Here is a 25962-nt window from a genome sequence, read left to right as displayed (position 1 = left end):
CGCCTCTGAGCTGGGATGAAACGCTGAGGGCGTGATATGTGGTGGAACTTCGTGGGCAGGACCCAGGACGAGATCGCCCGGGCCCGGGACGAGTGGATGAGCGGTCACCGGTTCGGCACCGTGCACGGCTACGACGGGCCGCCGATCCCGGCTCCGGCACTGCCCGACGTGGCGCTGAAGCCGCGGGGGCGGGTGCGTTGAGGTGGGCATTTTCCACCTGCTGGCGTCTTTTCGTCTGTAGCGAAGCCCTTTTCGGACTGGGCGTCGAGTCCTCCCAGCGGCACTGAGGGGGAGAGGCCCGAGGCCCACCACGTGTGCGTCGAGCGCGTGGCGTCCGGACCGTGCCGCGCACATAAGCTTGCACCGGTGGCAGCAGTGATGCGTCGCCGTTCGTGAGTGTGGTGCGGGACGGGAGTGGGCTGTGGTGGCAGGGGCTGGCGGTTCGGGACGGGGCGAGGATCCGTCCGCCGACGTGCTGGGACAGGCGGCCGAGACGTTCGCTCTGCTGGCTTCGCCGACTCGGCTGCACATGGTGTGGGCGCTGGCCCAGGGTGAGAGCGATGTGAGCGGACTTGCGGAGCGGGTCAGCGGAGCGCTGCCCGCGGTCAGTCAGCATCTGACCAAGCTGAAGCTGGCCGGATTGGTCCGCTCGCGCCGTGAAGGGCGTCGGCAGGTGTACTTCGTCGACGATCCGGACGTGGTGGCCGTCGTGCGGTCGATGGTCGGCGGGCTCGCCGAGCGCGCCGAGCAGAACCGGGCTCCGGTCCGCCGACTGCGTGGCAGCGGTGCCTGAGGTTGCGAGATGACCATGCCCGGCCCGGGCGAGTCCGTCGCGGTCCCCGGACCGGCAATCCGGACGGCGACTGCCGTCCGCCCCGTTCTCGGTGACCTGACCGCCCTGCAAATACTGCGTGCCCTTGACGTGGGCCCCCGCGGGCTGACCGACGCCGACGCCGAGGACCGGCTGGCGCGCTGGGGTCCGAACGTCCCGCCTGCCGCGCGGCGGGTCTCCTGGCCGGCGAGGTTCTGCCGCAGTCTGCGCGATCCCTTCACCGCCGTGCTGTTCTGCCTGGGGCTGGTCTCCGCGCTCGTCGCCGCATGGGGCACCTCGTGCGTCATCCTCGCGTTGGTCCTGGTCAGCTGTGCCCTGCGTGCGCACGGAGAGTTCCGTGCCGACCGGGCCGGGGCCGGGCTCCGGGACCTCGTCTCCGGAACCGCGAGCGTCAAGCGCAGACGTCATGAGGGCGCCGAACCGCGCATGCGTGAGGTTCCCGTCGACGACCTGGTGCCCGGCGATGTGGTGCACCTCGCGCCGGGCGACCTCGTCCCCGCGGACCTGCGGTTGCTGCGGGCGCGCGGCTTGATGGTCCAGCAGGCGGCCCTGTCCGGGGAGTCGGAGCCCGTGGCCAAGCTGCCCCTGGACGCGCCGGGAGCCTCGGACACCGCGCATCTGTGCTTCCAGGGGAGCAGCGTCGCCGCCGGCAGCGGGACCGGGGTCGTGGTCGCGACCGGGGCGGACACCCGGTTCGCCGCGGTGCGCGGACCCCGCCACGGGCGGGCGGAGAGTTCCTTCGACCGCTCGGTGCAGGGCATTTCCTGGCTGCTGATCCGGTTCATGCTCATCACCCCGCCGCTCGTGCTCATGGCGAACGCGGCCCTGCGCGGCCGGGGTCTGGAGACCCTGCCGTTCGCGGTCGCGGTCGCGGTGGGTCTGACCCCGGAGATGCTCCCGGTCATCGTCACCATCTGTCTGGCCCGGGGCGCCTCCTCTCTCGCCCGCACGCACGGCGTCATCGTGCGCCGCCTGCCGGCCCTGCACGACCTCGGGGCCGTCGACGTCCTGTGCGTCGACAAGACCGGCACACTCACCCAGGGGCGTCCGGTCGTTGATCGCGACCGCACGGATCCGGACGCTCTCCGCTGGGCAGGTGCCGCCGCCTGGTGGACGCTGCAGGCCGCCGACCTCACGGACCCCGACCCGCTGGACGAGGCCGTGCTCACGGCCACCGGACCCGAGGACTGGGAGAGGTACGACGGCGTCGACGTCCTGCCCTTCGACCCGGTACGCCGTCTCGCCACCGCGGTCCTACGGAGCCCCGGCCGTCTCGGCGCGCACACCCTCGCGGTCAAGGGCGCGGTCCAGGAGGTCCTGGAGCGCTGCGCGATCAGCGAGGACGAACGAGAAGGACTTTTCCGGCGGGCGGACGCACTCGCCGCCGAGGGAGTGCGGCTGCTGGCAGTGGCCACCGGACAGCGCACCGCGCGCACACGCGGTTACACACCGGCCGACGAACGCGGCCTGGAATTTCGCGGCTTCGTGGCATTCCACGACCCTCTGGCGGAGACCGCGCACGACGCCGTGCGCAGCCTGGCCGAGCAGGAAGTGACCATCAAGGTCCTCACCGGCGATCACCCGGAGACCGCCGCCCGTGCCTGCCGCGACCTCGGGATCGACCCCGGGTCCGTGATCACGGGAGATCGGCTGGCCGGTCTCAGCGGTGAGGAGCTGGCCCGGCTGGCCGCCGGCACCACGGTGTTCGCACGCTGCACCCCGGCCGACAAGGCCCGGGTGGTCACGGCCCTGCGCACCCACGGGCACACGACAGGCTTCCTGGGCGACGGCGTCAACGACCTGCCGGCCCTGCGCGCCGCGGATGTCGGCGTGTGCCCGCGTGACGGTGCCGACACGGTCCGCGAGAGCGCCGACGTCGTACTGGCGCGCAAGGACCTGACCGCCATTGGGCACGCTGTCCTCGCGGGCCGGCATTCCAGCGCCAACATCGCCTCGTATCTGCGCATCACGCTGTCCTCGAACATGGGAAACGTGATCGCGATGCTCGTGGCGGGACTGCTGGTGCCGTTCCTGCCGATGCTTCCGGCCCAGGTCCTTGTGCAGAACCTCTGCTTCGACGCCGCCCAACTGGCCCTGGCCCACGACCGGCCGGACGCGGCCGAGTTGAGACGCCCCACGAAGCTGAGTCGCAGCGTCTTCCTGCGCTCCCTCACCGGGTTCGGTGTCCTGGGGGCGCTCGCCGACCTCGCCACGTTCGCCGTACTGGCCGCATGTCTGCCGGGCGCTCTCGGACCGGAGGACCAAGCCGGCTTTCACGCCGGATGGTTCACCGAGAACCTGCTGACGCAGGCACTCGTCATGCTTCTGCTGCGGACCGGGCGCCGTGCCGCCGGGGGACGGGCTCCGGGGGCCGTCCGCTGGGCGGCGACGGGGCTCGCGGTGACCGGTGTGGTTCTGCCGCTCTCCCCCATGGGGCCGTGGCTGGACCTGATGCCACTGCCCGCCGTCTACTACCCGGTGTTGGGGGCGCTGCTGGTGCTGTACGCGGCGGCGCTACTCGTCCTGCACCGCCGGACGCGATGAAGCAGGCCGGGAGCCGGCAGTCGCACGCTGCATCGTGGGCTGTGCGGGGGCGGCGGTGCTCGTGGGTGACGTGCTCGCCGCAGGCGTCGCGTCACTCTTCATTGCCTTCGCCTCGCTCTTCAGGATGCGGGCCGACTTACCCAGCGAGCGCGCCATGTCCGGCAGCTTCTTCGAGCCGAACACCAGGATGACCACGATGGCGACGACCAGCAGGTGCCACGGTTCCAGTCCATTGCGGAGCATGCGCCCACCCCTCTCTCGAATTCCCAGCGGTTTGAAATGACGGGCACTTCGGACGTGCTGAGGACGTTCGCGTCGTGACGCCCGTCATGGTTGCTGCATTGCGCAACTGTAGTACTAATCGGAGGGGCCTGCGAGCCGGTCATGCGGCTCGGATCAGGTGCCACCCTCCACCAGAAGGTGGATTCGATCGGGGTCGAACACGGTCCACCGTGCCGCCTTCGTCCCGAAGGTCCGGAGGCGGCACATCTCGATCCCGTCCGGGCGCGTCCACCATCCCAGGACGGCGCCCGGCTGCGGCCAGCTCGTCCCCTCGTCGTGAACAAGGGCGCGCCGATACGTCGTACGCACCTCGTGGTCCGCGGGCACCGAGCCGTTCGATCCGGGCATCCCCCGACCTCTCCTCCTCGCGACAGTCAATCACTTCAATTATTGCGCAATCGTCGAGGTGAATGAAGTGCCGCCTGGGGATCTGTACGATGTCGCCCCGGGAAACGGCAGCGGGTGGAGGGGAGACCGGACGTGGTGGACGGCCGGCGCCCCAGGCGGCGGGGGCAGGGCGAACTCGAAGCGCTGGTGTTGTCCGCGTTGCGAGAGGCCGGCGCACCGGCGACGGTCGGCCAGGTGCACGAACGTCTCGATGCGGACCTCGCCTACACGACGGTCATCACGATCCTGACTCGGCTGCTGGGCAAGGGTGTGGTCACGCGTGAGCGGGTGGGCCGTTCCTTCACTTGGGAGCCGGTCGCCGATCAGGCGGGACTGGCGGCACGCAGGATGCGGAAGGTCCTGGACGCCGAGAACGACAGAGAGGCCGTGTTGGCCAGCTTCCTCACCGCTCTCGACCCGGCGGACGAAGTCCTTCTGCGCGAGCTGCTGGCTCACCCCCGAAGCGAAGGGGGAGACTGACGCCGCATGGGTGTCTTCGTCTTCCTCCCCTTGATCCTGCCCCTGTCGGCATGGCCGATCGCCCGCCTCGCCGAACAGCATCTGCATCCGCGGACCACGACGAGGATGCTCACGGCTCTGGCCGTGGCGATGGCCTTGTGCAGCACGGTGTGCCTGGCGTTGGTGATGGTGGTCGGCACCGCCCAGCTTCCGGGCAACCCGTTGCCCGACGGATGGTCCGATCCGCACGTGCGCGCGGCGGTCCCGTTCGACGAGGTGGTCGGCAAGGCGGCGATTCCGGCGCTGGGTGTGGCGCTGCTGGCCTGCGGCCGGGTGTTGTGGCGTCACGGACGGGTTCGTCGCAGCGCCCACCGTGCGCTGGCCGGGCTCCCCGCCACGGCAGTGGCTGTGCTGCCGGACGGGGCGCCCTACGCGTACGCACTGCCCGGAAGGCGACGGGACCGGGTCGTGGTGACCACCGCGTTGTTGCGCTGCCTGGAGTCGGCGGAGCGCCGGGCCCTCTTCGCGCACGAGCGCGCCCACCTCGCCGGACGTCATCACCGGTTCCTGCTGGCCGTGCAACTCGCCTCGCACGCCAATCCGTTCCTGCGACCGCTGCGCACCACCGTGACGTACGCCACCGAGCGGTGGGCGGACGAGGAAGCGGCCGCGGCGGTGGGGGACCGGCGAGTCGTGGCCCGGGCGATCGGGAAGGCCGCTCTGGTCTCACGAGGTGTTCCGGTGCCGACTCTGGCCGGCATGGCCACACCGGGGCCGGTTCCGCGCAGGGTGGCCGCTCTGCTCGGCCCCGCCCCGGTGGCGCGCAGTTGGTCCTCGGTGTCCGGCTCGGTCGGCTGGGCGGCGTGGACGGCGGCGGCGGGAACCGCCGCATCGGCGATGGCCTCAGTGAATTCGGCCCTGACGATGTACTTCATCCTGTACACCGAGGCGCCGCTCTGATCAGCGAGCGTCGCGGGCCGACGTCGCGGCGGTCGTACGACACCCGCCTGGCCCGGACCGGCAGGCGGAACGCCGGGGCGGCGCATCGCTGGACCGCCCCGACGCCGGCAGTCGCCCAGGGGTCAGAGGTCGAACTCGTGCGGCGGCAGGTCCAGGGCGAAGCAGGCCTCGCGGACGACCGCCTGCTCGTCCTTGTCGAAGTCGCCGTCGGCGCCGCCGATCACGATGCCGATCTGCACCACGGCACGGGCCTCGGCGGGCTTCTTCCTGGCCTTGGCGATCTCCTGGAGAACGGTGACCTTGCCGAAGGCGAAGTCGGCGGTGAGCTTGTCGAGGTTGTCCTCGAAGCGGCGGTGCAGGTCCTCGGCGGGGAAGTTCTGCAGCACTTCGTTCGTCGAGATCAGCTGAGCGACGCGCTGCCGCTCCGAGAAGTCGACGGTGCCGTCGGCCGCGGCGACCAAGGCGCACATCGCCATGCTCGCGTCGCGGAAGGCACCGCTTTTGAGGTCGTTCTTCTTCGCCATGAGCTGCGTCTGCATCTGTGACGCGGACTCCTTGAAGCGATCCCACAGGGCCATGACTACTCCAAACGGTGAAAGGCGTGCCCCGGCCTCAGGGGCGGAGCATCGAATGCTTCTACGCATGTGCGGAGGGTGCGGGGAGGGTGAGCGGGCCCAGGGGCCCTGCCCCCTCGAACGGACGCGGGCTCTCAGCCCTCGTCGTCACCCTCGAAGAAATCGCCGACCTCGTCGACCGCTTCCGCGGCGACCACGCCACCGACCACGCCGACCGCGAGTCCGGCCGCTCCGGCCGCGACGGCGGTCCCCACGCCTGCGCCCGAGCGATGGTGGTCGTCGTGTTGATGGCCCCCATGGCTCGGTAGGTCGTGATGTCCGTGGCCGGCGTACGCATCGCTGTGTCCGTACGTGCTGTGCGCCCCGTACGTCGCGTGGTGCTCGACGAGCTGCCGCACCCAGCCGTCCACCTCGGCCGTCCAGTCGCGGACGTCGTGATGGCCGACGGTGAAGCGGGTGACCGCGTCGTGGCCCGAGGAGAAGAGCCCACCGCGTTTGTCGGCCTCCAGGACCACTTCGAGCCCACCAGGCCCGGCCAGGAAGGTCAGCTCGACCTCATTGAGCTGGTGGGCGTACTGGGGAGCCGGCAGGAGTTCGATCTCCTGGTAGAAGGGCAGTTGCTGACCCGTCCCGCCGATGTGCCCGTACTCCAGGTCGGCCGACCTGAAGCCGAAACCGAGCTGCCCGAAGGCTTCCAGGACGGCCTCCTGCACCGGCAGGGCCGTGACGCTCAGCGCGTCCAGGTCGCCCTTGTCCTTCGCGCCGGCGACCCCGAGCCCGGTGCGCACCCCGAGCACGATGCCCAGTGGCCGGCCGTGCAACTCGGTCACCGGTGTCTCCCAGGGCAACGCGACCTGGAAGGGCACGCTGCGCGTTTCCTCCGCCCCGAGCCGGAAGCCGCCACCGACGACGAACCGGTCGAAGACGACGACGCCCTCGCCCTCCCCGTCCTCGTGCTCCACCTCGACCCGGGCCACGAGCTCAAGTGTGATGTCCTCGATCTCGAAGTCGGCCTGCCCGCCCTTGAGGTGAACCTGGCCGGTGAGAGTGCCGCCGGGCAAGGCCGGAGCCGGATCGAGAATCGTGTCGACCGCGGGGGCACCTACGCCCAGCGAGCCGAGAAGTCGCTTGAACACCATTCCGGCGTTCACTCCTTATGCGTTCATGTGTTCCATGAGGCGGCGCCGTCCGGCCGGAAGAGTGTGTGCCGGCGGCACCGAGCCTCAGTGGCCGGGTGCTGCTCGGCTGCTTCGAGAGCGGCCGGCGCCTGGGCCCCATCGAAGCCATGTGTCCTCTCCACGGGCACGCGGCCAGGGTCGCCCCCGGTCCTGTTTCTACAAACAAGTAGAAGCATAGAGTTGCTCTGCCGGGCAGGACGCACGCTTCGGCCACCCGCCGGCAGAAAGGCCGAAATACGCTGCTGACCTGGCCATGGAGGCACGTTGAGTACCACCCGCAGGCCGCTGGCGAAGTGGTGCATGCGCGAGCAAGGCCCGGCGAGCCCGGCATGATCCAGACGAAGAGTCCTAGTCGCCCGCGGGAGCCTGAACGCGCGCGAGTTGCACCCTGGAGCGCAGACCGAGTTTCCGGTAGACGCGGGTGAGAGTCGCCTCGACCGTCTTCACGCTGACGGTGAGGGTGGTGGCTATGTCGCGGTTGCTCGCACCGGCGGCGGCGAGTTCGGCGCAGCGTCGTTCGGCCCGGGTCAGGCGGGGGCGCGCGCCGTTGTCCGTGGGGACGGCTTCCAGCCGGTCGAGGGTGTGGGCGGCGGTCCGGGCCCAGGGGTGTGCTTCGTGGCGGGTGAAGAGGTCGACCGCGCTCTGTGCTGCCGCGCGGGCGCTCGCGCGTCGCCGTCCGCGGCGTTCGGTGTGACTCAGCGCCAGCAGGGTCCTGCCGCGCTCGACGGGCAGGTGACGGAGGCGATCGGCCGCCTCGCCGAGGCGCCGGGCGGCGCTGTCGTAGTCACCGCGGGCGGCGTCCAGGAGCGCCTGGGCGCGGTCGAGCGAAGGGAGGGCCGCGCTCCTGCCGAGGCCGGTCGCGGTGCGGCGGGTGTCGTCCAGCAGGCCCTGCGCCTGATCGTGGCGGCCGAGGGCGATGAGGGTCTCGGCGAGTTCGGGATGCCAGCGGAGGACGGACGGGTCGCGCACCTGCTGGAGTTTCTCCAGCTCGCTCACCTCCTCCAGCGCCTCCAGGGCTTCCTTCGGGCGGCCCGTGGTCAGGAGCAGATGACCGAGGACGAAGAGGTTGCGGGAGAGGAAGACCTTGTTGTCCTCCTGCCGCGCGGTGTCGGCGCCGCGGCGGGCGTGGACGAGCGCGACGTCGGTGTCCCGGGCGGCGCCCTCGACGAGGGCGGACGTGTAGAGCGCGGGAGCGGACGACAGCGCGGTCCTGTCGGTCAGCGCCTGGGCGCGATGGGCATGGTGGAGCGCCCTGGCGCACCGCCCGGCGCGCAGTTCCGCCTCGGCGAGGCTGCGCAGGATGTCCACGGTCGCCTCGGCGTCCCCGGACCGCTCGGCCTCGACGAGCAGGGGCAGCAGCGCGGTGCGCGCCTCGTCCGGACGGTCGTCGAAGAGGATGTGCCGGGCGGCGAGATGCTGAGGTGTGCCGTTGAGGGGGACGGCGTCCGTGCGCGGCAGGGCCAGGGCGCGGCTGAGCGAGGCGTCGGCGTCCGGGTGGCCGAGGATGCGCTGGAAGCGGGCCTCCATCGTGCGCGCCATGACGAGGGCGGCGGCGTCGCCCGCGGACTCGGCGAGGACGGCGGCCCGACCGGCGAGGGCACAAGCCCGGTGCGGATCGCCTTCGTTGACGTTGGCCCAGAGGGACTGGCGGATGAGGACCTGGGCGACGAGGCCGGAATGTCCGGCTGCCGCGTGGAGCGCACCGGCGAACAGTTCGTCCACGCTGTTCAGGTGCTGCCCGCTCGCGTCGATCAGCGCGATGAGGGCGTCGACGCGTTGCGCGGGCGTGGTGTCGTGTCCCAGGACGAGGGCGGCGGCGGTCCGGGCGCGGGAGACGTCGCCATAGTGGCCGGCGTCGCGTACGGCAATCAGGGCGCGGTCGGTGAACAGGTCGCTGTCGTCCTGCGGGGTGCGCTGGGCGGCGACGAGGGACAGCTCCGCGGCGAGCGCGTGTTCGCCGCGAAGCCGGGCGCGGGCGGCCGCACGGGCGGCGGGCCGGGCCGCGCGCGGGTCGGCCGGATCGGTCGCGAGCACGGTGTGCCGGTCGCGCCGGACGCCGTCGCGGGACACCTGGGCCAGACGGGCGTGCAGCAGCCTGCGCGCGTGGCCGGGGAGCCGGGCCACGAGCTCGGTGCCGACCGCGGAGGCGGTGAACCGCAGGGGGTCGCCGGGCCGTGCGAGGTCGATGAGCCCGGCCGCCTCGGCCTCCGCGAGGAGGCTTTCGGCCGCCGGGCCGGCGATGCCGCCGAGCAGGTCGAGGTCCGGCCGGTCGTCGAGCGCGGCGAACGTCAGCAGCTCCTGGACCTCTCCCGGCACAGTGCCCAGCCATTCGCCCACCAACTGGCGGGCCGCGGCAGGGAGGGGGTGGCCGGCCTCGCTGTCCGGGGCGAACGGCGTCGCGGAGGTGCGACCGTGGCCCTGGGCGAGCGCAAGGGCCAGCGCAGGGTTCCCGCCGCTGTGGGTGTGGATGCGCGTCACCTCGCGAGGGGCAAGCCGGTACGGGACCAGCAGAGTCGCGACCTGAGGGCCGGTCAAGGGCGGGATGCGCACCGCGTACGCGTCTTCCCCGCACCAGTGTTCCGCGCCCCCCGGGCGCCAGGTTCGCTCGGCAGCGATGACGGCCAGGTCCGGAGTGAGGCGCAGCGCCCAGCCCAGGACCGCCGCGCTCGCCGCGTCCAGCCACTGGGCGTTGTCCACCACCAGCGTCATGGGGGGAACGTCCCGCAGCAGGCCGGCGGTCCGCCGTCTCAGCCGCAGGGCCGAACCGGCGTCGTCCGGAGGGCCCGGCTGATCAGCGGCGACGTCGAGATCGGCCGCCAGCTCCCGGGCGACGGGAAGTACGTGGAGTGCCAGGGCGAGTTCGAGCAGCCCGGCGTACGGAACTCGCGCGTCCTGCGGTCGCGGGGCAAGCCGCACGACGGGCAGGCCCAGGCGTCGTCCCAGGACTTCGGCGGCGTGGGTCTTGCCGCTTCCGGGCGGCCCGAACAGGACCGTCCGGCGGATGTGCTGCACGTCTTCGGGGACCACCGGCAGCGCGGGGCCGGCCTCGTGGAACGTGTTCATCCGCAGCGGAGAGTCTGGCATCGGGCCATGGTGCGCCCGCCGGGCCCTCTCGTCCAGATCAAGGGGTTACCCCGATGTCGGCCGCCCCCCGCATCCCTAGCCTCATGGCCACAGCCGGGCCAACCGCTGCCGAACACCCCCCGCACCCCAGATGGCGTTCTGCGGCATTTCCCCGACAAGGCCCGGTGGAAGGATGTCCGATGAACCCCAAGAACGCCCTGGCGGCCGCTGTCGCGGCCACCCTCGCCCTGGGCTCCCTGGCCCTGGTGTCCACCCAGTCCAACGCCGCCACCCACACCACCCCGGCCGTCGGCGAGTCCGCCGCACGACCCGGAGCCGGCTTCCGGTCGATGACCGCAGACGCACGCGACGAGGCGATACGCACGGCCGGGAGGAACGCCCCCGCCACCGCCCGCGAGCTCGGCCTCGGCCCGCACGAGCGCCTGGTGGCCAAGGACGTCCTGCTCGACGCCGACGGCACCCGGCACGTGCGCTACGACCGCACCTACAGAGGCATGGCCGTGATCGGCGGCGACCTCGTCGTCCACCTGGCCAAGAGCGGTGAGATCACCGGCTCGGACCTGGCGCACCAGGGCGCGATCGAGGTCGCCCGCACCACGCCGAAGCTGTCGGCGGCCGACGCCTCGGCCAAGGCCGTGAAGCACGCCAGGCACGTGAGGAAGGCGAAGGCCGACAGCAAGGACAGCACCCTGGTGGTGTACGCGGTCGGCAAGGTGCCCGTCCTCGCCTACCGTTCGACCGTCACCGGTGAGGGCGAGACCGGCCCGGCCTCGCGGGAGGCGGTGATCGTCGACGCGACCAGCGGCGCGGCACTGGACCAGTACGAGCTGCACCAGAGCGTCACGGGCACCGGGAACGGCGTCACCGTCGGTCAGGTCTCCATCGAGACGACGCAGTCCGGCAGCGGCTACACCCTCACCGACGCGGCACACGGCGGCACCATCGTCTACGACTCCTACAACAGCCCGCAGACGAACCCGAGGCAGAACGCCAGGGCCTTCTCCAAGACCTCCAACACCTGGGGCAACGGCACCAACTCCAGCCGCGAGAGCGCCGCGGTGGACGCCTCCTACGGCCTGGCGAAGACCTGGGACTACTACAAGAGCGCCTTCAACCGCAGCGGCATACGCAACGACGGCCGCGGCGCCCCCGCCTACGTACACGTCGACAGCGGCCTGCTGAACGCCTTCTACGACGACAGTTGCTTCTGCATGTCCTTCGGTGACGGCTCCTCGCAGAACAGCAACACACCCGTGACCGCGCTCGACGTGGCCGGCCACGAGATGAGCCACGGCGTCACCGCGGCCACCGCCGACCTCAACTACTCCGGCGAGTCCGGCGGCCTCAACGAGGCCACCAGCGACATCTTCGGCACCATGGTCGAGTTCTACGCCAACAACACCGCAGATCCCGGCGACTACTACATCGGCGAAAGGCTCAACATGTCCGGCGGCTACATGCGCCGCATGGACAACCCCGCCGCCGACGGGAACTCGCTCTCCTGCTGGACCTCGGGCGCCGGCTCGGTGGACGTCCACTACTCCTCCGGCATCGCCAACCACTTCTTCTACCTCGCCGCCGAAGGCACCGGCGCGAAGACCATCGGCGGCCGCTCGCACAACGGAACCACCTGCAACAACGACACCTTCAGCGGCATCGGCAAGGACAAGGCCGCCGCCGTCTGGTACCGCGCCCTGTCCGCCTACATGACCTCCACCACCAACTACGCCGGCGCCCGCACGGCCACCCTGCAGGCCGCCGCGGACCTGTACGGCACCAACTCCCAGGAGCGCTACCTCGTCTCCAAGGCGTGGGCCGCCGTCAGCGTCGGCACCGCCCTGCCCGACCCCGGCAACGGCAACCCCACCCCCGACCCGACCGATCCCCCCACCGGAAACGCGCTGACCAACGGCAGCTTCGAGCAGGGCACCAGCGGCTGGACCCAGAGCGACAACATCATCACCAACTCGTCCCTGCAGCCGGCCCGTGACGGGTCCTGGTACGCCTGGATGATGGGCTACGGTGCTGACGCCGTCGAGTCCGTGTCCCAGTCGAACATCGCCGTGCCCGCCACCGGCACCCCCAAGCTCACGTTCTGGCTGAAGGTCTCCACCCAGGAGTCCGGCGCCATCGCCTACGACACCCTCAAGGTCAAGATCAACGGAACCACCCTGGCCACCTACTCCAACGCCAACGCGAGTTCCGGATACGTTCAGAAGACCGTCGACCTGTCCGCCTACAAGGGCCAGTCGGTGAAGCTTGAATTCGCCGGCACCGAGGACACCTACCTGTCGACCATCTTCCTGGTCGACGACATCGCCATCGGCTGACGCAGTCCGCACGCCTCTGCTCGCGCGGCCGGAGTCCTTCTCGGGGCTCCGGCCGCGCGAGCCGCACACGCGCGCGGAACGTCAAGATCGAGGACGCGCGTCCCGGCGCCGTTCGGGTGGTCCACCGCCCCCGGACTCGGCCCGCCGCGCCGTGTCCGGGCGCCCGAACGACCGGCAACGCCCCTCACACCGCCCTTCGACAGCCGTCGGGCGAGCCCCCAAATCTCCATAGAGTGTGGTGAGGAGGGAATACGGGGCGGATGCCTCGGCCGGACCCGGTGCTCCCTCCTTCATCTCGTGGCCGCCAGAAGGACCTTGGCGCCTGCCGTCCACCGGATTGGGAGTTCGTACGTGACGCTTTACTGCTCCGACACGCGTCAGATCGCCGCGCAGCGCCGGGCGGACGACCGGGGCAGAACCGGCAGACACCTCCTGAACGGGCAGTCAGCGCTGCGCGCCGCGCTCGCCGCCGCGTCCGAGGACACCCTGGTGTACGACCTGGACGGCATCGGACGCCAGTACGCCGCCCTGCGCGCCGAACTCCCGGGCGTGGAGATCCGGTTCGCGATGAAGGCGTGCCCGGTGGACGAGGTCCTCGGTCACCTCGCCCGGCTCGGCTCGGGCTTCGACGCCGCCGGGCCGCAGGAGATCGCGCAGGCGCTGCGCGCGGGGGTGGCGCCGGGGCTCGTCCACTACGGCAACACCGTCAAGTCCGACCGCAACATCGCCGAGGCGTACCGGCTCGGCGTACGCGACTTCGCCACCGACAGCCGCGAGGACGTCGCCGCGATCGCCCGGCACGCCCCCCGGTCAAGGGTGTTCTGCCGGATCTCCACCACCGGGAACGGCGCGCTGTGGGGGCTCAGCCACAAGTTCGGCTGCTCGCCGGACGACGCCCTGCGCGTGCTCGGAGCCGCCCGGGCCGCCGGCCTCGTGCCGTCCGGGCTCTCGGTGCACGTCGGCTCCCAGCAGATGACGGCCGAGGCGTGGGGCGAGGCGATGGAGGCACTGGCCGCCCTGCTGAACGCGCTCAACCGCCAGGGCATCATCCCGGACCGGGTCAACCTCGGCGGAGGGCTCCCGGCGCTGGGCGTCCTCGACCGCTGCGGGCGACCGCTGGAACCGCCGATGGACAAGATGTTCCGGGTGATCCGCGACGGCATGGAACGGCTGGGCGCCGTCAGCGCGGGACCCCTGCGGTTCCTGCTGGAACCCGGCCGGCACCTGGTCGCCGACCACGGTGCCATCCGGGCCCACGTCGCGCGGCTGACCTCCCGCCGACGGCTCGACGGCACTCGCGAGGACTGGCTCTACCTCAGCTGCGGAAAGTTCAACGGACTCTACGAGATGGACCAGTTGCGGTACCGGCTGGAGTTCCCGTCCCATCCCGGCGGACGGTTCGTCGAGGCCCTGGTGGCCGGGCCGACCTGCGACAGCGACGACGCCTACGCGCGGGAGGGCGGCCCGGTCCGCGTTCCGCACGCCGTCGCCTCGGGCGACCCGGTCTGGATCCACTCCTGCGGCGCGTACGCCACCGCCTACACCACCCGGGGCTTCAACGGCTTCGCGCCCCTGCCGTACACCTGCGTCGGTGGCTCATGACGGACACCGTGACGATTCGCCCGCTCCGGGAAGAGGACTGGGAAGAGGTGGTCGCACTGGAGCGACGTGCCTACGCGGCGAGCGGCTTCTCGGAGGGAGAGGAAGCGCTGCGGTCCCGGCACCGCGCATCGCCGTCGACCTGCTTCGTGCTGGAGTACGAGGGCGCCTTCGGCGGCTACCTGCTCGCCCTGCCGTACCCGCTCGGCCGCTGTCCGGACCTGAGCTCGCTCGAACAAGGACCGGCCGCCCCCGGGACCAATCTGCACGCACACGACCTGGTGATCGCCGAGCGACTGCGCGGACGCGGCCTGGCCTCCCGGATGCTGCGGCACTTGGAGGAAGCCGGGCGGACGGCCGGACACCGGACCCTCTCACTGGTCGATGTCCACGGCGCGCCGGGAGCGTGGTCCGCGCTGGGGTACCGGCCCCGGCCCGGAACCCCGCTGCCCGCGAGCTACGGGCCCCACGCGGTCTACATGGCGCAGGAGCTGGACGCCCCGCACTGACCTGCCGTCAGTACCGCCAGCGGGTCGCCCCGATGACCTCCGCGTCCGGGCGGCCCGCGAACAGGTCCGCCTCCGCCCGCCGCACCGCCAGCACCGCCTCGTACAGCTCGCGGCCGAGCGCGCGGCGCAGCAGCGCGGACTTCTCGAACGCGTCGGCCGCCTCGGACAGGCTGACCGGGAGGCGTTCGGCGGGGGCCAGGGCGGCCGGGTCACCCCTGGTCTCGGGAGGGAGGGGCAGACCGGCGTCGAGACCGGCGAGCCCGGCCGCCAGGACGCCGCCCACCGCCAGGTACGGGTTGGCGGCGGCGTCGAAGCACTTGAACTCGGCGTTCGCCTGTCCGGCGGCGGAGCCCGTGATCAGGCGCAGCGCCGCCTCACGGTTCTCCAGACCCCAGCACCGGTATGCCCCCGCGAAGTGGGCCGGGACCAGCCGCAGATAGGAGGCGACGCCCGGTGCGCCGAGGGCGAGCAGCGCGGGCAGCTCGGCCAGCGCACCCGCCAGGAAGTGCTCCGCCTCGGGGTGCAGCCCGTGGGGGCCCGGGCCGCCATGGCCGAGATTGCGGCCCTCCCGCCAGAGGCTGATGTGGAGGTGGCCGCCATTGCCGAGCGCGCCCTCGGTGAAGACGGGGGCGTACGACACACGCAGGCCGTGCCGGGCGGAGACGGCGCGGATGGTGTGGCGCACCAGCATCGTCGTGTCGGCCGCCTCCACCGGGCCCTCGGCGGCCACCGAGACCTCGAACTGCCCGGCGGCGTACTCGGGATGGAGCTGCGAGACCGTGAGCCCCTGCGAGGTGAGGGCGCGCAGCACGTCGCGGAGGTAGTCGGAGTGCTCGACGAAGCGGGTCATGCCGTAGCCGGGCCCGGTCGCCGCCGGTTCGCCGGTGGCGTCGGCCACCGACCACTCGACCTCGATCCCGGCGCGCACCGTCAGGCCGCGCCCCTCGATGGCCTCCGCCGCCCGGCGTGCGAAGCCGCGCTGGCAGCCGGGGTGCGGGGAGCCGTCCTGGGCGCGGCGGTCGGCCGGAGCCCAGGCCCAGCCGGGCTGGGCCGCGAGGCGGGTCAGCCGGTCGAGATCGGGGACGAGGCGCAGGTCACCCACCGCGCCCGTGCTGGAGGGTGCGGAGGTGAAGGAGTCGTCCACCAGGGCGAAATCGAAACAGGGCGGAGCGCCGACGCCGAACTCGGCGGCATGGGCGAGCTGTCCGAGGGGAATCGATTTCACCCGGGTCAGCCCGGCGTTGTCGACCCAGCCGAACACCACCCCGTCGATTCCTTCGGTGGCGAGCTGGGCTTCGGCCGCCCGGGCCTGGGCCGCCCGTTCGGCCCCGGAGCGCATGGTGATCATGTGTCCATGCTGGTGGTCCCGGCGGAGGACGCGCCATGCGTCCGGCGGGAGTTCACCCATCCGTGAACGGCTGCTGCGGCAAGGTGACTTCGGCCTCGGCGAGGGGCCCCGGTCAGGCGTGACGGAGGCAGAGGCTGCCCCACTGGAAGCCCGCGCCGATGCCGGACAGCACATAGACGTCACCGGGGAGCAGGGCACCCGCGGCCACCGTGGTGTGCAGCGCGGTGAACACCCCGGCCGAACCGGTGTTGCCCAGCCGGTCGATGGTGACGGCGGCGCGCTCGCGGGGGACGTCGAGGGCCCTCAGGGTCTCGTCGAGGATGTTCAGGTTGGCCTGGTGCAGGAAGAAGTGGCGGACCTGGTCGACCGGCACACCGGCCCGGTGCGCGGCACTGCGGATGCTCTCGGGGAGCCGCGTCGTCGCGGTGTTCCACACGGCACGCCCGTCCATCCGCAGGTAGTGCTCCCCGGCGGCGACCGTGGCGCTGCTCGCGGGCAGCCGGGAGCCGCCGGCGGGGATCTGGACGTCGTACGAGAGCCGGGAGCCCAGGTCGTACGAGAGCAGACCGGCTCCTGGCGTCTCGCTGCGGGTGAGGACGACGGCCGCGGCCGCGTCCCCGAAGAAGACGCGCGTCGTGCGGTCGGCGGGGTCGGTGATCCTGGACGCGCAGTCGGCCGCGAGGACCAGGATCGTGCCGATGGAGGGGTTCTGGAGGAGGTGCGCGGCGATGAGCACGGCCTGGATGCCCGAGGCGCAGGCGGCCTGGGTGACGTCCAGCGACAGGGCGCGGTGGGCACCGAGGACGTCCTTGACGATCAGTGCGGTCGATACGAGCGGCTGGTCGCCGGTGTAGCTGGCGACGATGACCGCGTCCAGCCCGGCCGCGTCCACCCCGGCTGCCTCCAGCGCCGGACGCGCAGCCGCGACGCACATGTCGGATGTCGCCAAGTGCGGTGCCAGGCAACGGCGTTCGCGGATTCCGGTGCGGCTCGTGATCCACGCGTCGCTCGTGTCCAGGGTGCGTGTGAGCTCCTGGTTGGTGACGACCTCCGGCGGCAGATGCATCCCGGTCCCGGCGACGGCGAACGGCACGGAAAGCCCGGCGCCGGTCTGATGGGACAGGGGGTGGTCGGGCGCGAGAACTCCCATATTCCGTACCTTTCGAAAGCGGTTCGAGAAAGGCCCCGTCGCATTCCGAAGCCGCCGCATCGTCTCACGGAAAACCAGCGGGAATCCTGTGCGGTAATCCGTGAGCGTGAGTAATTACCCGACGGCTTGACTTCGGAATGGCGGAAATGCACCCCCGGCGGTCACGTGTTTTCCGTCATTCCGGGGCCGGTACGGAGGGACGGCACGGAGTCGAGCAGCTCCCGGGTGTACGGATGGGCCGGTGCACGCAGCAGCGTCCCGGTGGGTGCGGTCTCCACGATCCGTCCGTGCCGCATGACCGCCACCGCGTCGGAGACGTGGCAGACCGCCGGCAGGTTGTGGCCGATGAACAGCATGGACAGGCCGAGCTCCCGCTGAAGCCCGCGGACCGTGTTCAGGACGGAAGCCTGCACCGAGACGTCCAGCGCCGAGGTGATCTCGTCGGCGATCAGCAGACCCGGCCGGACGGCCAGCGCGCGGGCCAGGGCGACCCGCTGACGCTGCCCCCCGGACAGCTGCCGGGGCAGCCGGTCGGCGAGCCGGTCGTCCAGGCCGACGAGGTCCAGCAGTTCGGCGACGCGCGCCGCCCGGGCGGCCCGGGCGAGCCGCCCGTACACGGTGGCCGCCTCGGCCAGTGCCTGACGGACGGTCATACGGGGATCGAGCGCGGTGTCCGGGTCCTGGAGGACCACCTGCACCCGGCGGCCCAGCCTGCGCCGGTCCCGGACGGTACGGGTGCGGACCTCCTCCCCGTCGACCAGGATCCGGCCGGACCGCACCGGCACCAGACCCACGATCGCCCCCGCCAGCGTGGACTTCCCGGAGCCCGACTCCCCGACGAGGCCCAGCGTCGTGCCCGGCGCGATCTCCAGCGAGACCCCCTCCACGGCGGCGAACGAGCCGCGGGGGCCGGTGCGCCGGACGGTGAGCCCGTCCACCCGGAGGGCCGTCACGACGCGGTCACCGCCTCGGGGGCCGCCGTCACCGGCAACGGGTACCAGCAGGCGACCCGGTGGCCGGAGCCCAGGTCGTCCAGCGGCGGAGCCTGCTCGGCGCAGCGGTCCCGGCGGCGCGGGCAGCGGGCCTCGAACGCGCAGCCGGGGGAGGGCGCGTGCGGATCGGGCGGAGCGCCCCCGACCGTCGGCAGCGGGCGGTCGCGGTCGGCGGTGAGGTCCGGGACGGACGCGACGAGCGCCCGGGTGTAGGGGTGCCGGGCGCCCGCGGCGAGCCGGCCGACGGGCAGGGCCTCGACCAGCGTCCCCGCGTACATGACCAGCACCCGTTCGCAGAACTCGGAGACCAGCGCGACATCGTGGCTGATGAACAGGATCGCGGCGGAGGTGTCCCGCCGGATGTCCACGAGCAGCCGCGTGATCTGCCGCTGCACGGTGACATCGAGCGCGGTCGTCGGCTCGTCCGCGATGATCAGCCCCGGCCGCACCATCAGCGCGGCGGCGATCATCACCCGCTGGCGCTGCCCACCGGAGAGCTCGTACGGACGTGAGCGCAGCAGCGACGGGGACAGCCCGACGCGGTGCAGCGCCTCGGTGGCCCGTGCTTCGGCCTCGGCGCGGCTCGCCCCGCGATGGGCCCGGACCGCCTCGGTGAGCTGGGTGCCGATCCGCAGGGAGGGGTTGAGCGCCGATGCCGGGTTCTGGAAGATCACCGACAGGCCCGTCGCGAGATGCCGGTCCCGCTCCTTCCGCGTCAGCGCGCCGAGGTCGGTCCCGAGCAGCCGCAGCGTACGCCGGGACACCCGGGCGCCGTACGGGAGCAGGTCCGCGACGGCGAGTGCCGTCAGCGACTTGCCCGACCCCGACTCGCCGACGAGCCCGACGATCTCGCCCCGCCCCAGCGACAGGCTCACCCCGCGCACCGGGCGGACCGGGCCGGCCGGGGTCGGCAGCTCGACGGTGAGACCGTCGACCTGCAGGACCTGCCCGTCCTCGGCGGGGCCGCTCGGCGCGGACCGCTGCGCCGGGATGCGCACTGCCGGGACGCGCCTGGCCGCGCCCCCGGCCAGGACCTCGCCCAGCAGCTGGAACGTCAGCGCCGCGTACAGCAGGGCCAGTCCCGGGGCGAGCGCGGGCAGCGGCTCGGCGTAGATCCGGTCGAGCCCCTGGCTGAGCAGCTGCCCCCAGTCGTAGCCCGGGGGCTGGACGCCCAGACCGAGGAAGCTCAGCCCGGAGAGCGCGACCAGGGCGGTGCCCGCCGCCGTGGTGACACTCAGGAGCAGCGGCTCGGCGATGTTCGGCAGGACATGGCGCCACAGCAGCCGGAGCCGCCCCAGACCGAGGACCCGCGCGGCGGCCAGGTGGTCGGTGCCCGCCACGCCCGCCGCGAGGGTCTGGGCCAGTCGCGCGAACCCGGGCACACTCGCGGCGGCGAGGGCAAGGACCGCCCCGCTCGTGCCCGCGCCGAACACCACCGCGAGGAACATCGCGACCAGCAACGCCGGGAACGCGAGCAGCAGGCTGATCAGTCCGGCGGCCAGCCGGCCGGCGCGCCGGCCGACGACGGCGGTGCAGGCCCCGAGGAGCACGCCCGCGGTCGCACCGAGCAGGACCGACGCCAGCGCGAGCAGCAGCGAGGGCCGGGCGGCCGTCAGGATGCGGGCCAGCAGGTCCCGCCCGAGGCCGTCCGTACCGGCCGGGTGCGCCGCCGAAGGCCCCTGGAGCACCGCCGAGGGGTCCGGGCGGTCGGCCGCCGCGCCCCAGAACAGCGGGCCGACGACGGCGAGGACGACGAGCGACGCCAGCATGAGCCCGGTGACCCAGGCCATGGGGGAGCGCCGCAGACCGGCGGGAAGGCTCATGATCACATCTCCCGGATCGCCGAGCGGCGGTCGAGCAGCGCGAGCAGCACATCGACCAGGAGCCCGGCGAGCAGCACGGTGGTGCCGAGCACCAGCACCATGGCCTGGACCACCGGATAGTCCTGCGCGACGACGGACTGGGCCATCGCGGACCCGATGCCCGGCCAGGCGAACACCTTCTCGACCAGGACCGTGCCCGCGATCAGGGCGGGCAGCAGGCTTCCCGCGACGGTGAGCGCGGCGGACGCCATGTTCGGTGCCGCGTGCCGCAGATAGCGGCGTGCGGCGGACAGCCGCTTGCTCCGGGCGGTACGCAGATAGTCCTCGCTCAGCACCTTCAGCGCCTCCACCCTGACGATGCGCAGGAGCACCGCGGTGGGCGTGAGGGAGAGCGCGATGACGGGGAGGACGAGGGAGGCGACGCCCGCCGTGCCGGCCACCGGGAACACCTGGAGGCCGACGGCGAGCAGGGCGGTGAGCCCCGCGGCGAGCACGAAGTCGGGCACCCCGGTCAGACCGGCGGTGACCGTGGTGAACGCCAGCTCGGTGCGCGGGCGGCGGCCGTCGCGGGTGCGGACGGCGGCCAGCAGGCCGCCGGGCAGGGCGACGGCGAGCGCGGTGAGGAAGGCGAGGCCGGCGATCTCCAGCGTGGCCGGCAGCCGGGTGCGGACCAGCTCCGCGACCGGCGCCCCGGTGACCAGCGAGGTCCCGAGGTCGCCGTGCAGGAGGCCGCCGAGGTAGTGCCGGTACTGGGCCAGGAACGGCATGTCGAGCCCGAGCGCGTGCCGCCGGGCGGCGACCAGGTCGGGGGCGGCGTCGACCCCGAGCGCGGCCCGCACCGGGTCGCCGGGGATGAGGCGGATCATCGCGAATGACGCGGTGAGGACGATGCCGAGCGAGACGAGGAGCCGGAGGCCGCGGCGGCCCAGGAACACCGTCCAGGGGTGCCGCAGCAGTGCGGGAACGGTCATGTGGGTTCCGGGATCACTGGTGGAGGCGGATGCTCGTGGGGACGAGCTGACCGCCGAACGTGGTGGTGAACGTGGTGCGGTGCCCGTACACGCCGCTGCGGCCCTCGGCGATCGGCAGCGCGTCGGCCGAACGGAAAAGCGCGGCGGCGGCCCTGTTCCAGGTGGCGCAGCCCGTCGTGTCCGGCTCCCGGAGGGCCCGGGAGACCAGGGCGTCGTACTCCGGATTGGCCACCCTCGCGAAGTTGAGGCCACCTGCGGGGGCGGGGCCGGAGAAGAAGGGAATGAAACCCGCGGGCAGGGCGAAGCCCGGGGTGCTGCCGACCACCACATCGAAGTCCGAGGTCGTGTACATCGCGTTGACCAGGGCGGGCAGGCTCTCGGACACCAGGTCGACCTCCACGCCGAGCGCCGTCCACTGCCGGGCCATCAGCTCGGCGACCGATGCCAGGGTCGGGCCGAGATCGGGACTGGTGATCAGGCGGAGCCGGAGCGCCCGGCCGTCCTTGGTGAGCGGACGGCCGGGGGGCCGGGTCCAGCCCGCGTCCCGCAGGGCGGCGGTGGCGTCCCGGCCGGGCAGGTTGGCGTCGGCGAGGTCCGCGTGGCAGAGGGACCCCTCGGCGCCGAAGTCCCGGGCGGGGCTGCCGGTGCCGCCCACGGCGACGTTGGCGAGGCCCCGGCGGTCGAGGGCGGCGACGAGGGCCCGGCGCACCGCCCGGTCGGCGAGGACCCGGCCGGGGCGCTGGTTGAAGAAGGTCATCCCGATGACGGTGGCCACCTCGGTCGCGGCCAGCCCGTGGCCGGTGAGCCGGGCCCGGTCGGGTCCGCTCACCCGCGCGATGTCGGTCCCCCCGGTCAGCAGGAGGTTCGCCGCCGTGGACGTCTGGGGGACCACGGAGAGCTCGATGCGCTCGGGCAGGCCGCGCTCGGCGGTCGTCGCACCGGCGGGCCCCCAGGTGTAGCCGTCGCGGACGGTGAACTCGTACGGGCCGCCGGGGGAGTAGCTGGTCAGCACATAGGGGCCGGTGCCCTGCGTGGCGCGGTCGAGTGAACCGGGCCGGTCCAGGCCGGTGGGGCAGACGATCGGCAGCAGCCCGACGGTGCGGAGCAGAAAGGGGAACGGGGCGGCGGCGGACACCGAGACCGTGCGCGCCCGGTCGTCCGCGTGTGCCGTGAACGGGACGTTCGGCAGGACCGTACGGGCCCCGGCGAGCTGGTTGTCCGGGTCCGCCGCGTAGGTCAGCGAACGGGCGACCGCCGAAGCGGTGAGCGGAGTGCCGTCGGAACAGGTGACGCCTGAGCGGAGCGTGAACACCGCCTCGGTCGCGGTGGCCCGCCAGTCGGTCGCCAGGCCGGTGACCAGACCTCCGTCGGGGTCGGTGTTCACGAGGGAGTCGTAGGCGTAACGGGCCTGGGAGGCGCCGAAGGTGGAGTACGGGTCGAAGCTCGGCGTCTCGCTGGCCTCGGCGATCCGGACGGTGCCGCGGTCCACCGGAGGGGTGGTCGTCGAGGAGCGGGCGACGCCGCCGCAGCCGCTCAGCGCGAGGGCCGAGGCGGTGAGCGCGGCCGTCAGTGCGGCCGGCGGGGTGCGTCGGAGCATGGCGCCATGGTGCCACCGGGGAATGGGCTCGATGATCCAACTTCCTTATGCGGAAAGCCTGTTCGAGCGCCCGCAAGTGCCCGGCCGCCGGGCCGGGCGCGGCCGGGGAGGACCGGGGCGGCCGATCCTGATTCACCCGTACGAGTCGGGGCGGCGACGTCGCGCAGAAGTCGAACCGAACGCTTCGGGAGAATTAATCTGACAATCATTCTGGAGTGTTCCGGTGGTGCGCTCACTTTCGGACACGAGAAATGGCCACGGACACTCACATGAGTGAACCCGGGTGAATCCATTTGGCCCAGGCAGCCGTCGTTCGACTACCGTGATCAAGGGATCGGACGGCGTGTTCCCGCGTCCGGGAAATCGATATTCCCGGCTCGGTACCGGATTTCCCGGGCCCGTACCGGATTTCGAGACGGAATGCCCATTTCCGCCCGGCCGTGCGCCGCTCCCATTTCTCGTCGTGCCCGGGTTCCCTGTCATTCAAATGCGTGGAGAGGATGGAGCGTCATGCCGCCTGTAGTACCGCCGTTTCTCGTCGGACTCATCGTCGCGCCGCTGGCCAAGCGTCTGCTGAAGCCGCTGGTGGGTGGAGTCGTCAAAGCTTCCGTCGGAATCGCGATGGAGGTGAAGAAGGCGGCCCACGAGGCCGGGGAGAACATCCATGACCTCGCGGCCGAGGTCGCCGCCGACGTGGTCGCCGCCCAGATCGCCGCCGGCGAGACCGAGGGCCACTCCGTGCCCGGCCAGCACGCGACCGGGGCCAAGGGGGACCGGAGGGCCCCGAAGATCCGCGCGACCGCCGAGAGCGCCGCCGGAAAGACGCACTGACGGCCTGTGCGACCCGCGGCCGCCACCGGGCGCGCCCGCCGACCGACTGCGGCGGAACGCGCCAGGGTGGCGGCCGTTCGCGGGCCGCCCCGCCCGCGCACCTCCTCCGGCCCCGCCACGTACCCCATTCCCCGCTCCGTCGCCCTGGTCCGTCGACTCCGTGACGGCCTTCCGCGACCTCCGTAAAACAGGTGAACGTACACATGCCATCGCTACTGGGAGCCGCGTCCGGATTCCGCTCCGTGGAACCGGCCGCGAGCCCTCGCTCGGTCACACCGGGCCGCCAGCGCTGGGACGTCGGGCTCGTCGTCGGACGCCCCCGGACGGCCGAGATCCTCGCCGCCGCGCTGCGCCACATCCCCGGGATCACCGAGGCCCAGGCCAGCCCGGTCACCGGCAGGGTGCTCGTCCGCCACGACGGGCGGCTGCGCGCCACGGACGTCGGCCGGATCATCAGCCGCACCGCCGCCCGGCTCGCGCGCGAAGCGGGCGGCACGGGGCGCGCGGCGACGGACCGGTCCGCGCGGGCCCCCGGGGTGGACCGCGGCCTGGTCGTACGGCCGGTGCTCGCCGTCGGCGGCGGAGTCGCGGCCGGCACCGCACTGGTCAAGGGGTCGCCCCTGACGCGGCAGCTGGTGGCCGTCGGCGGCGTGGCCGCGGCGACCGCGGTCGTCCTGCGGAAGGCGTGGCGCGGAACGGCCGAGGCGGCCGGGCCCGAAGCCGAGGGGCACCCCCTGCTGGAGATCGTCGGACCGCACCGCCCCCGCCTCTACCGCGCCGCAGCCCTGTCCGTGGCCTGCCAGGCAGCGGAGATGGCGCTCGGCACCTTCCTCGGCTGGACCGGCCTGGTCCTCATCAAGGGCGAGGCGGCACCACTGGCCCGCCTCGGCCTGACCACGGCGTCCGCCCAACTCCTGGGCCTGGCCGGCCTGGTGGCCGCGGCCTGCGCCGCCGTCGCCGGGCTCTCGTACGCCTCCAACCTCCAATGGCGCCGACTCGGCCAGGACATCGAGCACGACTGGCGGGGCCGCACCTACCGGCACGTCCAGCACCTGGAACTGGGCCATCTGGAAGGCGAGCGGACCAGCCGGATCGCCGGCACCCTCACCAACGACGTCGGCCAGCTCGGCGCCTTCTTCGCGGGTCCGGCCAACGACGTCCTGCAACTGGGCACCAGCCTGGCCCTTCTCGTCCCGGCGTTCCTCCTGCTGGCTCCCCAGATCGCCTGGATCGCCTTCCTCCCGATCCCGGTCATCGCGTGGCTGTCGCTGCGCCACCAGGAGAAGGCCGCCGGGGACTACGCCACCACCGGCGAACACCGGGCCCGGCTGGGCAGCCAGGTGATCAACTCGCTGGAGGCCGGCGCGACCGTCAAGAGCTTCTGCACCGAGGCGTACGAGGCGGAACGCGTCGACCGGTTGAGCGACGCGGTCCAGGAGAGCAGCCACCGCACCGACCGCGGCACCCTCCGCCACGGCGAGACCGTCCGGGCCTGCACCACCGCCTCGATGGCCGGCACCCTGCTCGTGGGCGGCCGCGCGGTCCTCGACGGCACCCTTCGCTTCGAGGTGTTCAGCCCGCTGATCGGGCTCCCCCAGATGCTGCTCATGCGCATGAGCCGGCTCGGCGGCATCGCCGACCAGTACCAGCGCACCCTCGCCTCCTACGACCGGGTCCAGCGCCTGCGCGAGCTGCCCGTCGAGGCCGACAGCGGCGAAGGCGCGTTGGAACTCCCCGCCGTGCGAGGCGAGATCGTCCTGGACGAGGTCACCTTCGCCTACCCCGGCCGCCCGGCGACCCTGGACAGCCTGTCGCTGACCATCCCCGCCGGACGGGTCACCGCCCTGGTCGGTGCCACCGGCTCGGGCAAGACGACGATCGCCAAGCTGCTCATGCGCTTCCAGGACGCCGAGTCCGGCCGCGTCCTGCTCGACGGCCAGGACGTGCGGGAGCTGCGGCGCCACGACCTGCGCCACGCCATCGGCTTCGTCGCCCAGGACCCGTTCCTGTTCGACGGCAGCATCGCCGACAACATCCGTTACGGCAGCTTCGACGCCTCCGACGAGGCCGTCGTCCGCGCCGCCGTCATGGCCGAGGCGCACACCTTCGTCACGACGCTGCCGAACGGCTACGACACCCTCATCGGCGAACGCGGCGCCGCGCTCTCCGGCGGCCAGCGGCAGCGCATCGCCCTGGCCCGCGCGATCCTCAAGGACTCGCCCGTCGTCATCCTGGACGAGGCCACCTCCGCCGTGGACAACGAGACGGAGGCCGCCATCCAGCGCACGCTGCACAGCTTCGCGGCCGACCGGACCATGATCGTCATCGCCCACCGCCTCTCCACGGTCCGCCACGCCGACCGCATCCTCGTCCTGGACAAGGGCGGCATCGTCGCCGAGCAGGGCACCCACGACGAACTCCTCGCCCAGCACGGGCTCTACGCATCTCTCTGGCAGCTCCAGGCCGGCGAACTCGCCGCCTGACCGCAGGAATCCGGCCCACCGCCCGGCC

At 72.5% G+C, this 25962-nt stretch carries 20 protein-coding genes and 1 pseudogene; 10 read left to right on the top strand and 11 right to left on the bottom strand.

Going from position 1 to position 25962, the window contains the following annotated elements:
* Positions 1-36 precede the first annotated feature (36 nt).
* The 3 genes and pseudogenes from AB0L33_RS15130 to mgtA form a co-directional block, all read left to right on the top strand.
* Positions 37-201: pseudogene (locus tag AB0L33_RS15130) on the top strand (pirin); the annotation flags it as partial.
* A gap of 220 nt (positions 202-421) precedes the next feature.
* A complete protein-coding gene (locus tag AB0L33_RS15125) occupies positions 422-793 on the top strand; it encodes a metalloregulator ArsR/SmtB family transcription factor (RefSeq protein WP_365681380.1) in 372 nt (123 codons plus the stop codon).
* Between the two features lie 9 nt (positions 794-802).
* Positions 803-3376, top strand: coding sequence for a magnesium-translocating P-type ATPase (gene mgtA / locus AB0L33_RS15120; RefSeq protein WP_365681378.1), 2574 nt, complete (start codon positions 803-805; stop codon positions 3374-3376).
* Here mgtA and tatA read toward each other — a convergent pair.
* Both tatA and AB0L33_RS15110 read right to left on the bottom strand, forming a co-directional pair.
* On the bottom strand, positions 3347-3619 hold the full coding sequence (tatA, locus tag AB0L33_RS15115; protein ID WP_365681376.1) for a Sec-independent protein translocase subunit TatA: 273 nt from the start codon (positions 3617-3619) through the stop codon (positions 3347-3349). The genes mgtA and tatA overlap by 30 nt on opposite strands.
* 153 nt (positions 3620-3772) lie before the next feature.
* On the bottom strand, positions 3773-4006 hold the full coding sequence (locus AB0L33_RS15110; RefSeq protein ID WP_365681374.1) for a hypothetical protein: 234 nt from the start codon (positions 4004-4006) through the stop codon (positions 3773-3775).
* Positions 4007-4138: 132 nt separating this feature from the next.
* Here AB0L33_RS15110 and AB0L33_RS15105 point away from each other — a divergent pair, with 132 nt between their 5' ends.
* On the top strand, positions 4139-4525 hold the full coding sequence (locus AB0L33_RS15105; RefSeq protein ID WP_365681372.1) for a BlaI/MecI/CopY family transcriptional regulator: 387 nt from the start codon (positions 4139-4141) through the stop codon (positions 4523-4525).
* 6 nt (positions 4526-4531) lie between these two features.
* On the top strand, positions 4532-5464 hold the full coding sequence (locus AB0L33_RS15100; protein WP_365681370.1) for a M56 family metallopeptidase: 933 nt from the start codon (positions 4532-4534) through the stop codon (positions 5462-5464).
* Positions 5465-5586: 122 nt separating this feature from the next.
* On the opposite strand, the gene AB0L33_RS15095 is transcribed toward AB0L33_RS15100, so the two are convergent.
* The 3 genes from AB0L33_RS15095 to AB0L33_RS15085 all read right to left on the bottom strand — a co-directional run bounded on the left by AB0L33_RS15095 (position 5587) and on the right by AB0L33_RS15085 (position 10301).
* A complete protein-coding gene (locus AB0L33_RS15095; RefSeq protein WP_365681368.1) occupies positions 5587-6042 on the bottom strand; it encodes a tellurite resistance TerB family protein in 456 nt (151 codons plus the stop codon).
* 131 nt (positions 6043-6173) lie between these two features.
* Complete coding sequence (locus AB0L33_RS15090) at positions 6174-7178, bottom strand: sporulation protein (RefSeq protein WP_365681366.1); 1005 nt, start codon at positions 7176-7178, stop codon at positions 6174-6176.
* A 387-nt stretch (positions 7179-7565) separates the two neighbouring features.
* Positions 7566-10301 carry a LuxR C-terminal-related transcriptional regulator gene (locus AB0L33_RS15085; protein ID WP_365681364.1) on the bottom strand — a complete coding sequence of 912 codons (2736 nt, stop codon included), beginning with the start codon at positions 10299-10301 and terminating at the stop codon, positions 7566-7568.
* Positions 10302-10480: 179 nt separating this feature from the next.
* Between AB0L33_RS15085 and AB0L33_RS15080 the strand changes: the two genes are divergently transcribed.
* From AB0L33_RS15080 to AB0L33_RS15070, 3 genes are all read left to right on the top strand, one after another.
* The gene (locus AB0L33_RS15080) at positions 10481-12631 is read left to right on the top strand and encodes a M4 family metallopeptidase (protein WP_365681362.1); all 2151 of its coding nucleotides are present in this window, start codon (positions 10481-10483) and stop codon (positions 12629-12631) included.
* Between the two features lie 432 nt (positions 12632-13063).
* Positions 13064-14233: a type III PLP-dependent enzyme gene (locus AB0L33_RS15075; protein WP_365681434.1), complete on the top strand. Its 1170-nt coding sequence runs from the start codon at positions 13064-13066 to the stop codon at positions 14231-14233.
* Between the two features lie 8 nt (positions 14234-14241).
* Complete coding sequence (locus AB0L33_RS15070; protein WP_365681360.1) at positions 14242-14739, top strand: GNAT family N-acetyltransferase; 498 nt, start codon at positions 14242-14244, stop codon at positions 14737-14739.
* A 7-nt stretch (positions 14740-14746) separates the two neighbouring features.
* Here AB0L33_RS15070 and AB0L33_RS15065 read toward each other — a convergent pair whose 3' ends face one another.
* The 6 genes from AB0L33_RS15065 to AB0L33_RS15040 form a co-directional block, all read right to left on the bottom strand.
* A complete protein-coding gene (locus AB0L33_RS15065; RefSeq protein ID WP_365681358.1) occupies positions 14747-16087 on the bottom strand; it encodes a glutamine synthetase family protein in 1341 nt (446 codons plus the stop codon).
* Positions 16088-16199: 112 nt separating this feature from the next.
* Entirely contained in the window at positions 16200-17237 is a 1038-nt protein-coding gene (locus AB0L33_RS15060) for a beta-ketoacyl-ACP synthase 3 (RefSeq protein WP_365681356.1), read from the bottom strand.
* Positions 17238-17398: 161 nt separating this feature from the next.
* Entirely contained in the window at positions 17399-18190 is a 792-nt protein-coding gene (locus AB0L33_RS15055) for an ABC transporter ATP-binding protein (RefSeq protein ID WP_365681354.1), read from the bottom strand.
* On the bottom strand, positions 18187-20052 hold the full coding sequence (locus AB0L33_RS15050) for a dipeptide/oligopeptide/nickel ABC transporter permease/ATP-binding protein (protein WP_365681352.1): 1866 nt from the start codon (positions 20050-20052) through the stop codon (positions 18187-18189). The genes AB0L33_RS15055 and AB0L33_RS15050 overlap by 4 nt, the downstream gene beginning before the upstream one ends.
* A gap of 2 nt (positions 20053-20054) precedes the next feature.
* A complete protein-coding gene (locus AB0L33_RS15045) occupies positions 20055-21023 on the bottom strand; it encodes an ABC transporter permease (RefSeq protein ID WP_365681350.1) in 969 nt (322 codons plus the stop codon).
* Positions 21024-21036: 13 nt separating this feature from the next.
* Positions 21037-22620 (bottom strand): ABC transporter substrate-binding protein, encoded by a 1584-nt coding sequence (locus AB0L33_RS15040; RefSeq protein WP_365681348.1) that lies wholly within the window; start codon positions 22618-22620, stop codon positions 21037-21039.
* A gap of 510 nt (positions 22621-23130) precedes the next feature.
* Here AB0L33_RS15040 and AB0L33_RS15035 point away from each other — a divergent pair.
* Positions 23131-23451, top strand: a complete 321-nt coding sequence (locus AB0L33_RS15035) for a DUF5132 domain-containing protein (protein ID WP_365681346.1) — start codon at positions 23131-23133, stop codon at positions 23449-23451.
* Between the two features lie 203 nt (positions 23452-23654).
* Entirely contained in the window at positions 23655-25934 is a 2280-nt protein-coding gene (locus tag AB0L33_RS15030; RefSeq protein WP_365681344.1) for an ATP-binding cassette domain-containing protein, read from the top strand.
* Positions 25935-25962 lie beyond the last annotated feature (28 nt).

It is taken from the genome of Streptomyces sp. NPDC052299, from assembly GCF_040679335.1.
Taxonomy (GTDB): Bacteria; Actinomycetota; Actinomycetes; order Streptomycetales; family Streptomycetaceae; genus Streptomyces.
The sequence above is the reverse complement of the archived record's forward strand: the minus strand, read 5'-3'. Positions and strand labels throughout refer to the sequence as shown.

What these genes read in the sequence shown, in the direction of transcription:
- AB0L33_RS15110 (WP_365681374.1), bottom strand. Translation starts at nt 4,006, where the DNA reads ATGCCCGGATCGAACGGCTCGGTGCCCGCGGACCACGAGGTGCGTACG.
- AB0L33_RS15060 (WP_365681356.1), bottom strand. Translation starts at nt 17,237, where the DNA reads ATGGGAGTTCTCGCGCCCGACCACCCCCTGTCCCATCAGACCGGCGCC.
- AB0L33_RS15040 (WP_365681348.1), bottom strand. Translation starts at nt 22,620, where the DNA reads ATGCTCCGACGCACCCCGCCGGCCGCACTGACGGCCGCGCTCACCGCC.
- AB0L33_RS15085 (WP_365681364.1), bottom strand. Translation starts at nt 10,301, where the DNA reads ATGCCAGACTCTCCGCTGCGGATGAACACGTTCCACGAGGCCGGCCCC.
- AB0L33_RS15080 (WP_365681362.1), top strand. Translation starts at nt 10,481, where the DNA reads ATGAACCCCAAGAACGCCCTGGCGGCCGCTGTCGCGGCCACCCTCGCC.
- AB0L33_RS15065 (WP_365681358.1), bottom strand. Translation starts at nt 16,087, where the DNA reads ATGATCACCATGCGCTCCGGGGCCGAACGGGCGGCCCAGGCCCGGGCG.
- AB0L33_RS15035 (WP_365681346.1), top strand. Translation starts at nt 23,131, where the DNA reads ATGCCGCCTGTAGTACCGCCGTTTCTCGTCGGACTCATCGTCGCGCCG.
- AB0L33_RS15030 (WP_365681344.1), top strand. Translation starts at nt 23,655, where the DNA reads ATGCCATCGCTACTGGGAGCCGCGTCCGGATTCCGCTCCGTGGAACCG.
- mgtA (WP_365681378.1), top strand. Translation starts at nt 803, where the DNA reads ATGACCATGCCCGGCCCGGGCGAGTCCGTCGCGGTCCCCGGACCGGCA.
- tatA (WP_365681376.1), bottom strand. Translation starts at nt 3,619, where the DNA reads ATGCTCCGCAATGGACTGGAACCGTGGCACCTGCTGGTCGTCGCCATC.
- AB0L33_RS15100 (WP_365681370.1), top strand. Translation starts at nt 4,532, where the DNA reads ATGGGTGTCTTCGTCTTCCTCCCCTTGATCCTGCCCCTGTCGGCATGG.
- AB0L33_RS15095 (WP_365681368.1), bottom strand. Translation starts at nt 6,042, where the DNA reads ATGGCCCTGTGGGATCGCTTCAAGGAGTCCGCGTCACAGATGCAGACG.
- AB0L33_RS15045 (WP_365681350.1), bottom strand. Translation starts at nt 21,023, where the DNA reads ATGACCGTTCCCGCACTGCTGCGGCACCCCTGGACGGTGTTCCTGGGC.
- AB0L33_RS15090 (WP_365681366.1), bottom strand. Translation starts at nt 7,178, where the DNA reads ATGGTGTTCAAGCGACTTCTCGGCTCGCTGGGCGTAGGTGCCCCCGCG.
- AB0L33_RS15050 (WP_365681352.1), bottom strand. Translation starts at nt 20,052, where the DNA reads ATGAGCCTTCCCGCCGGTCTGCGGCGCTCCCCCATGGCCTGGGTCACC.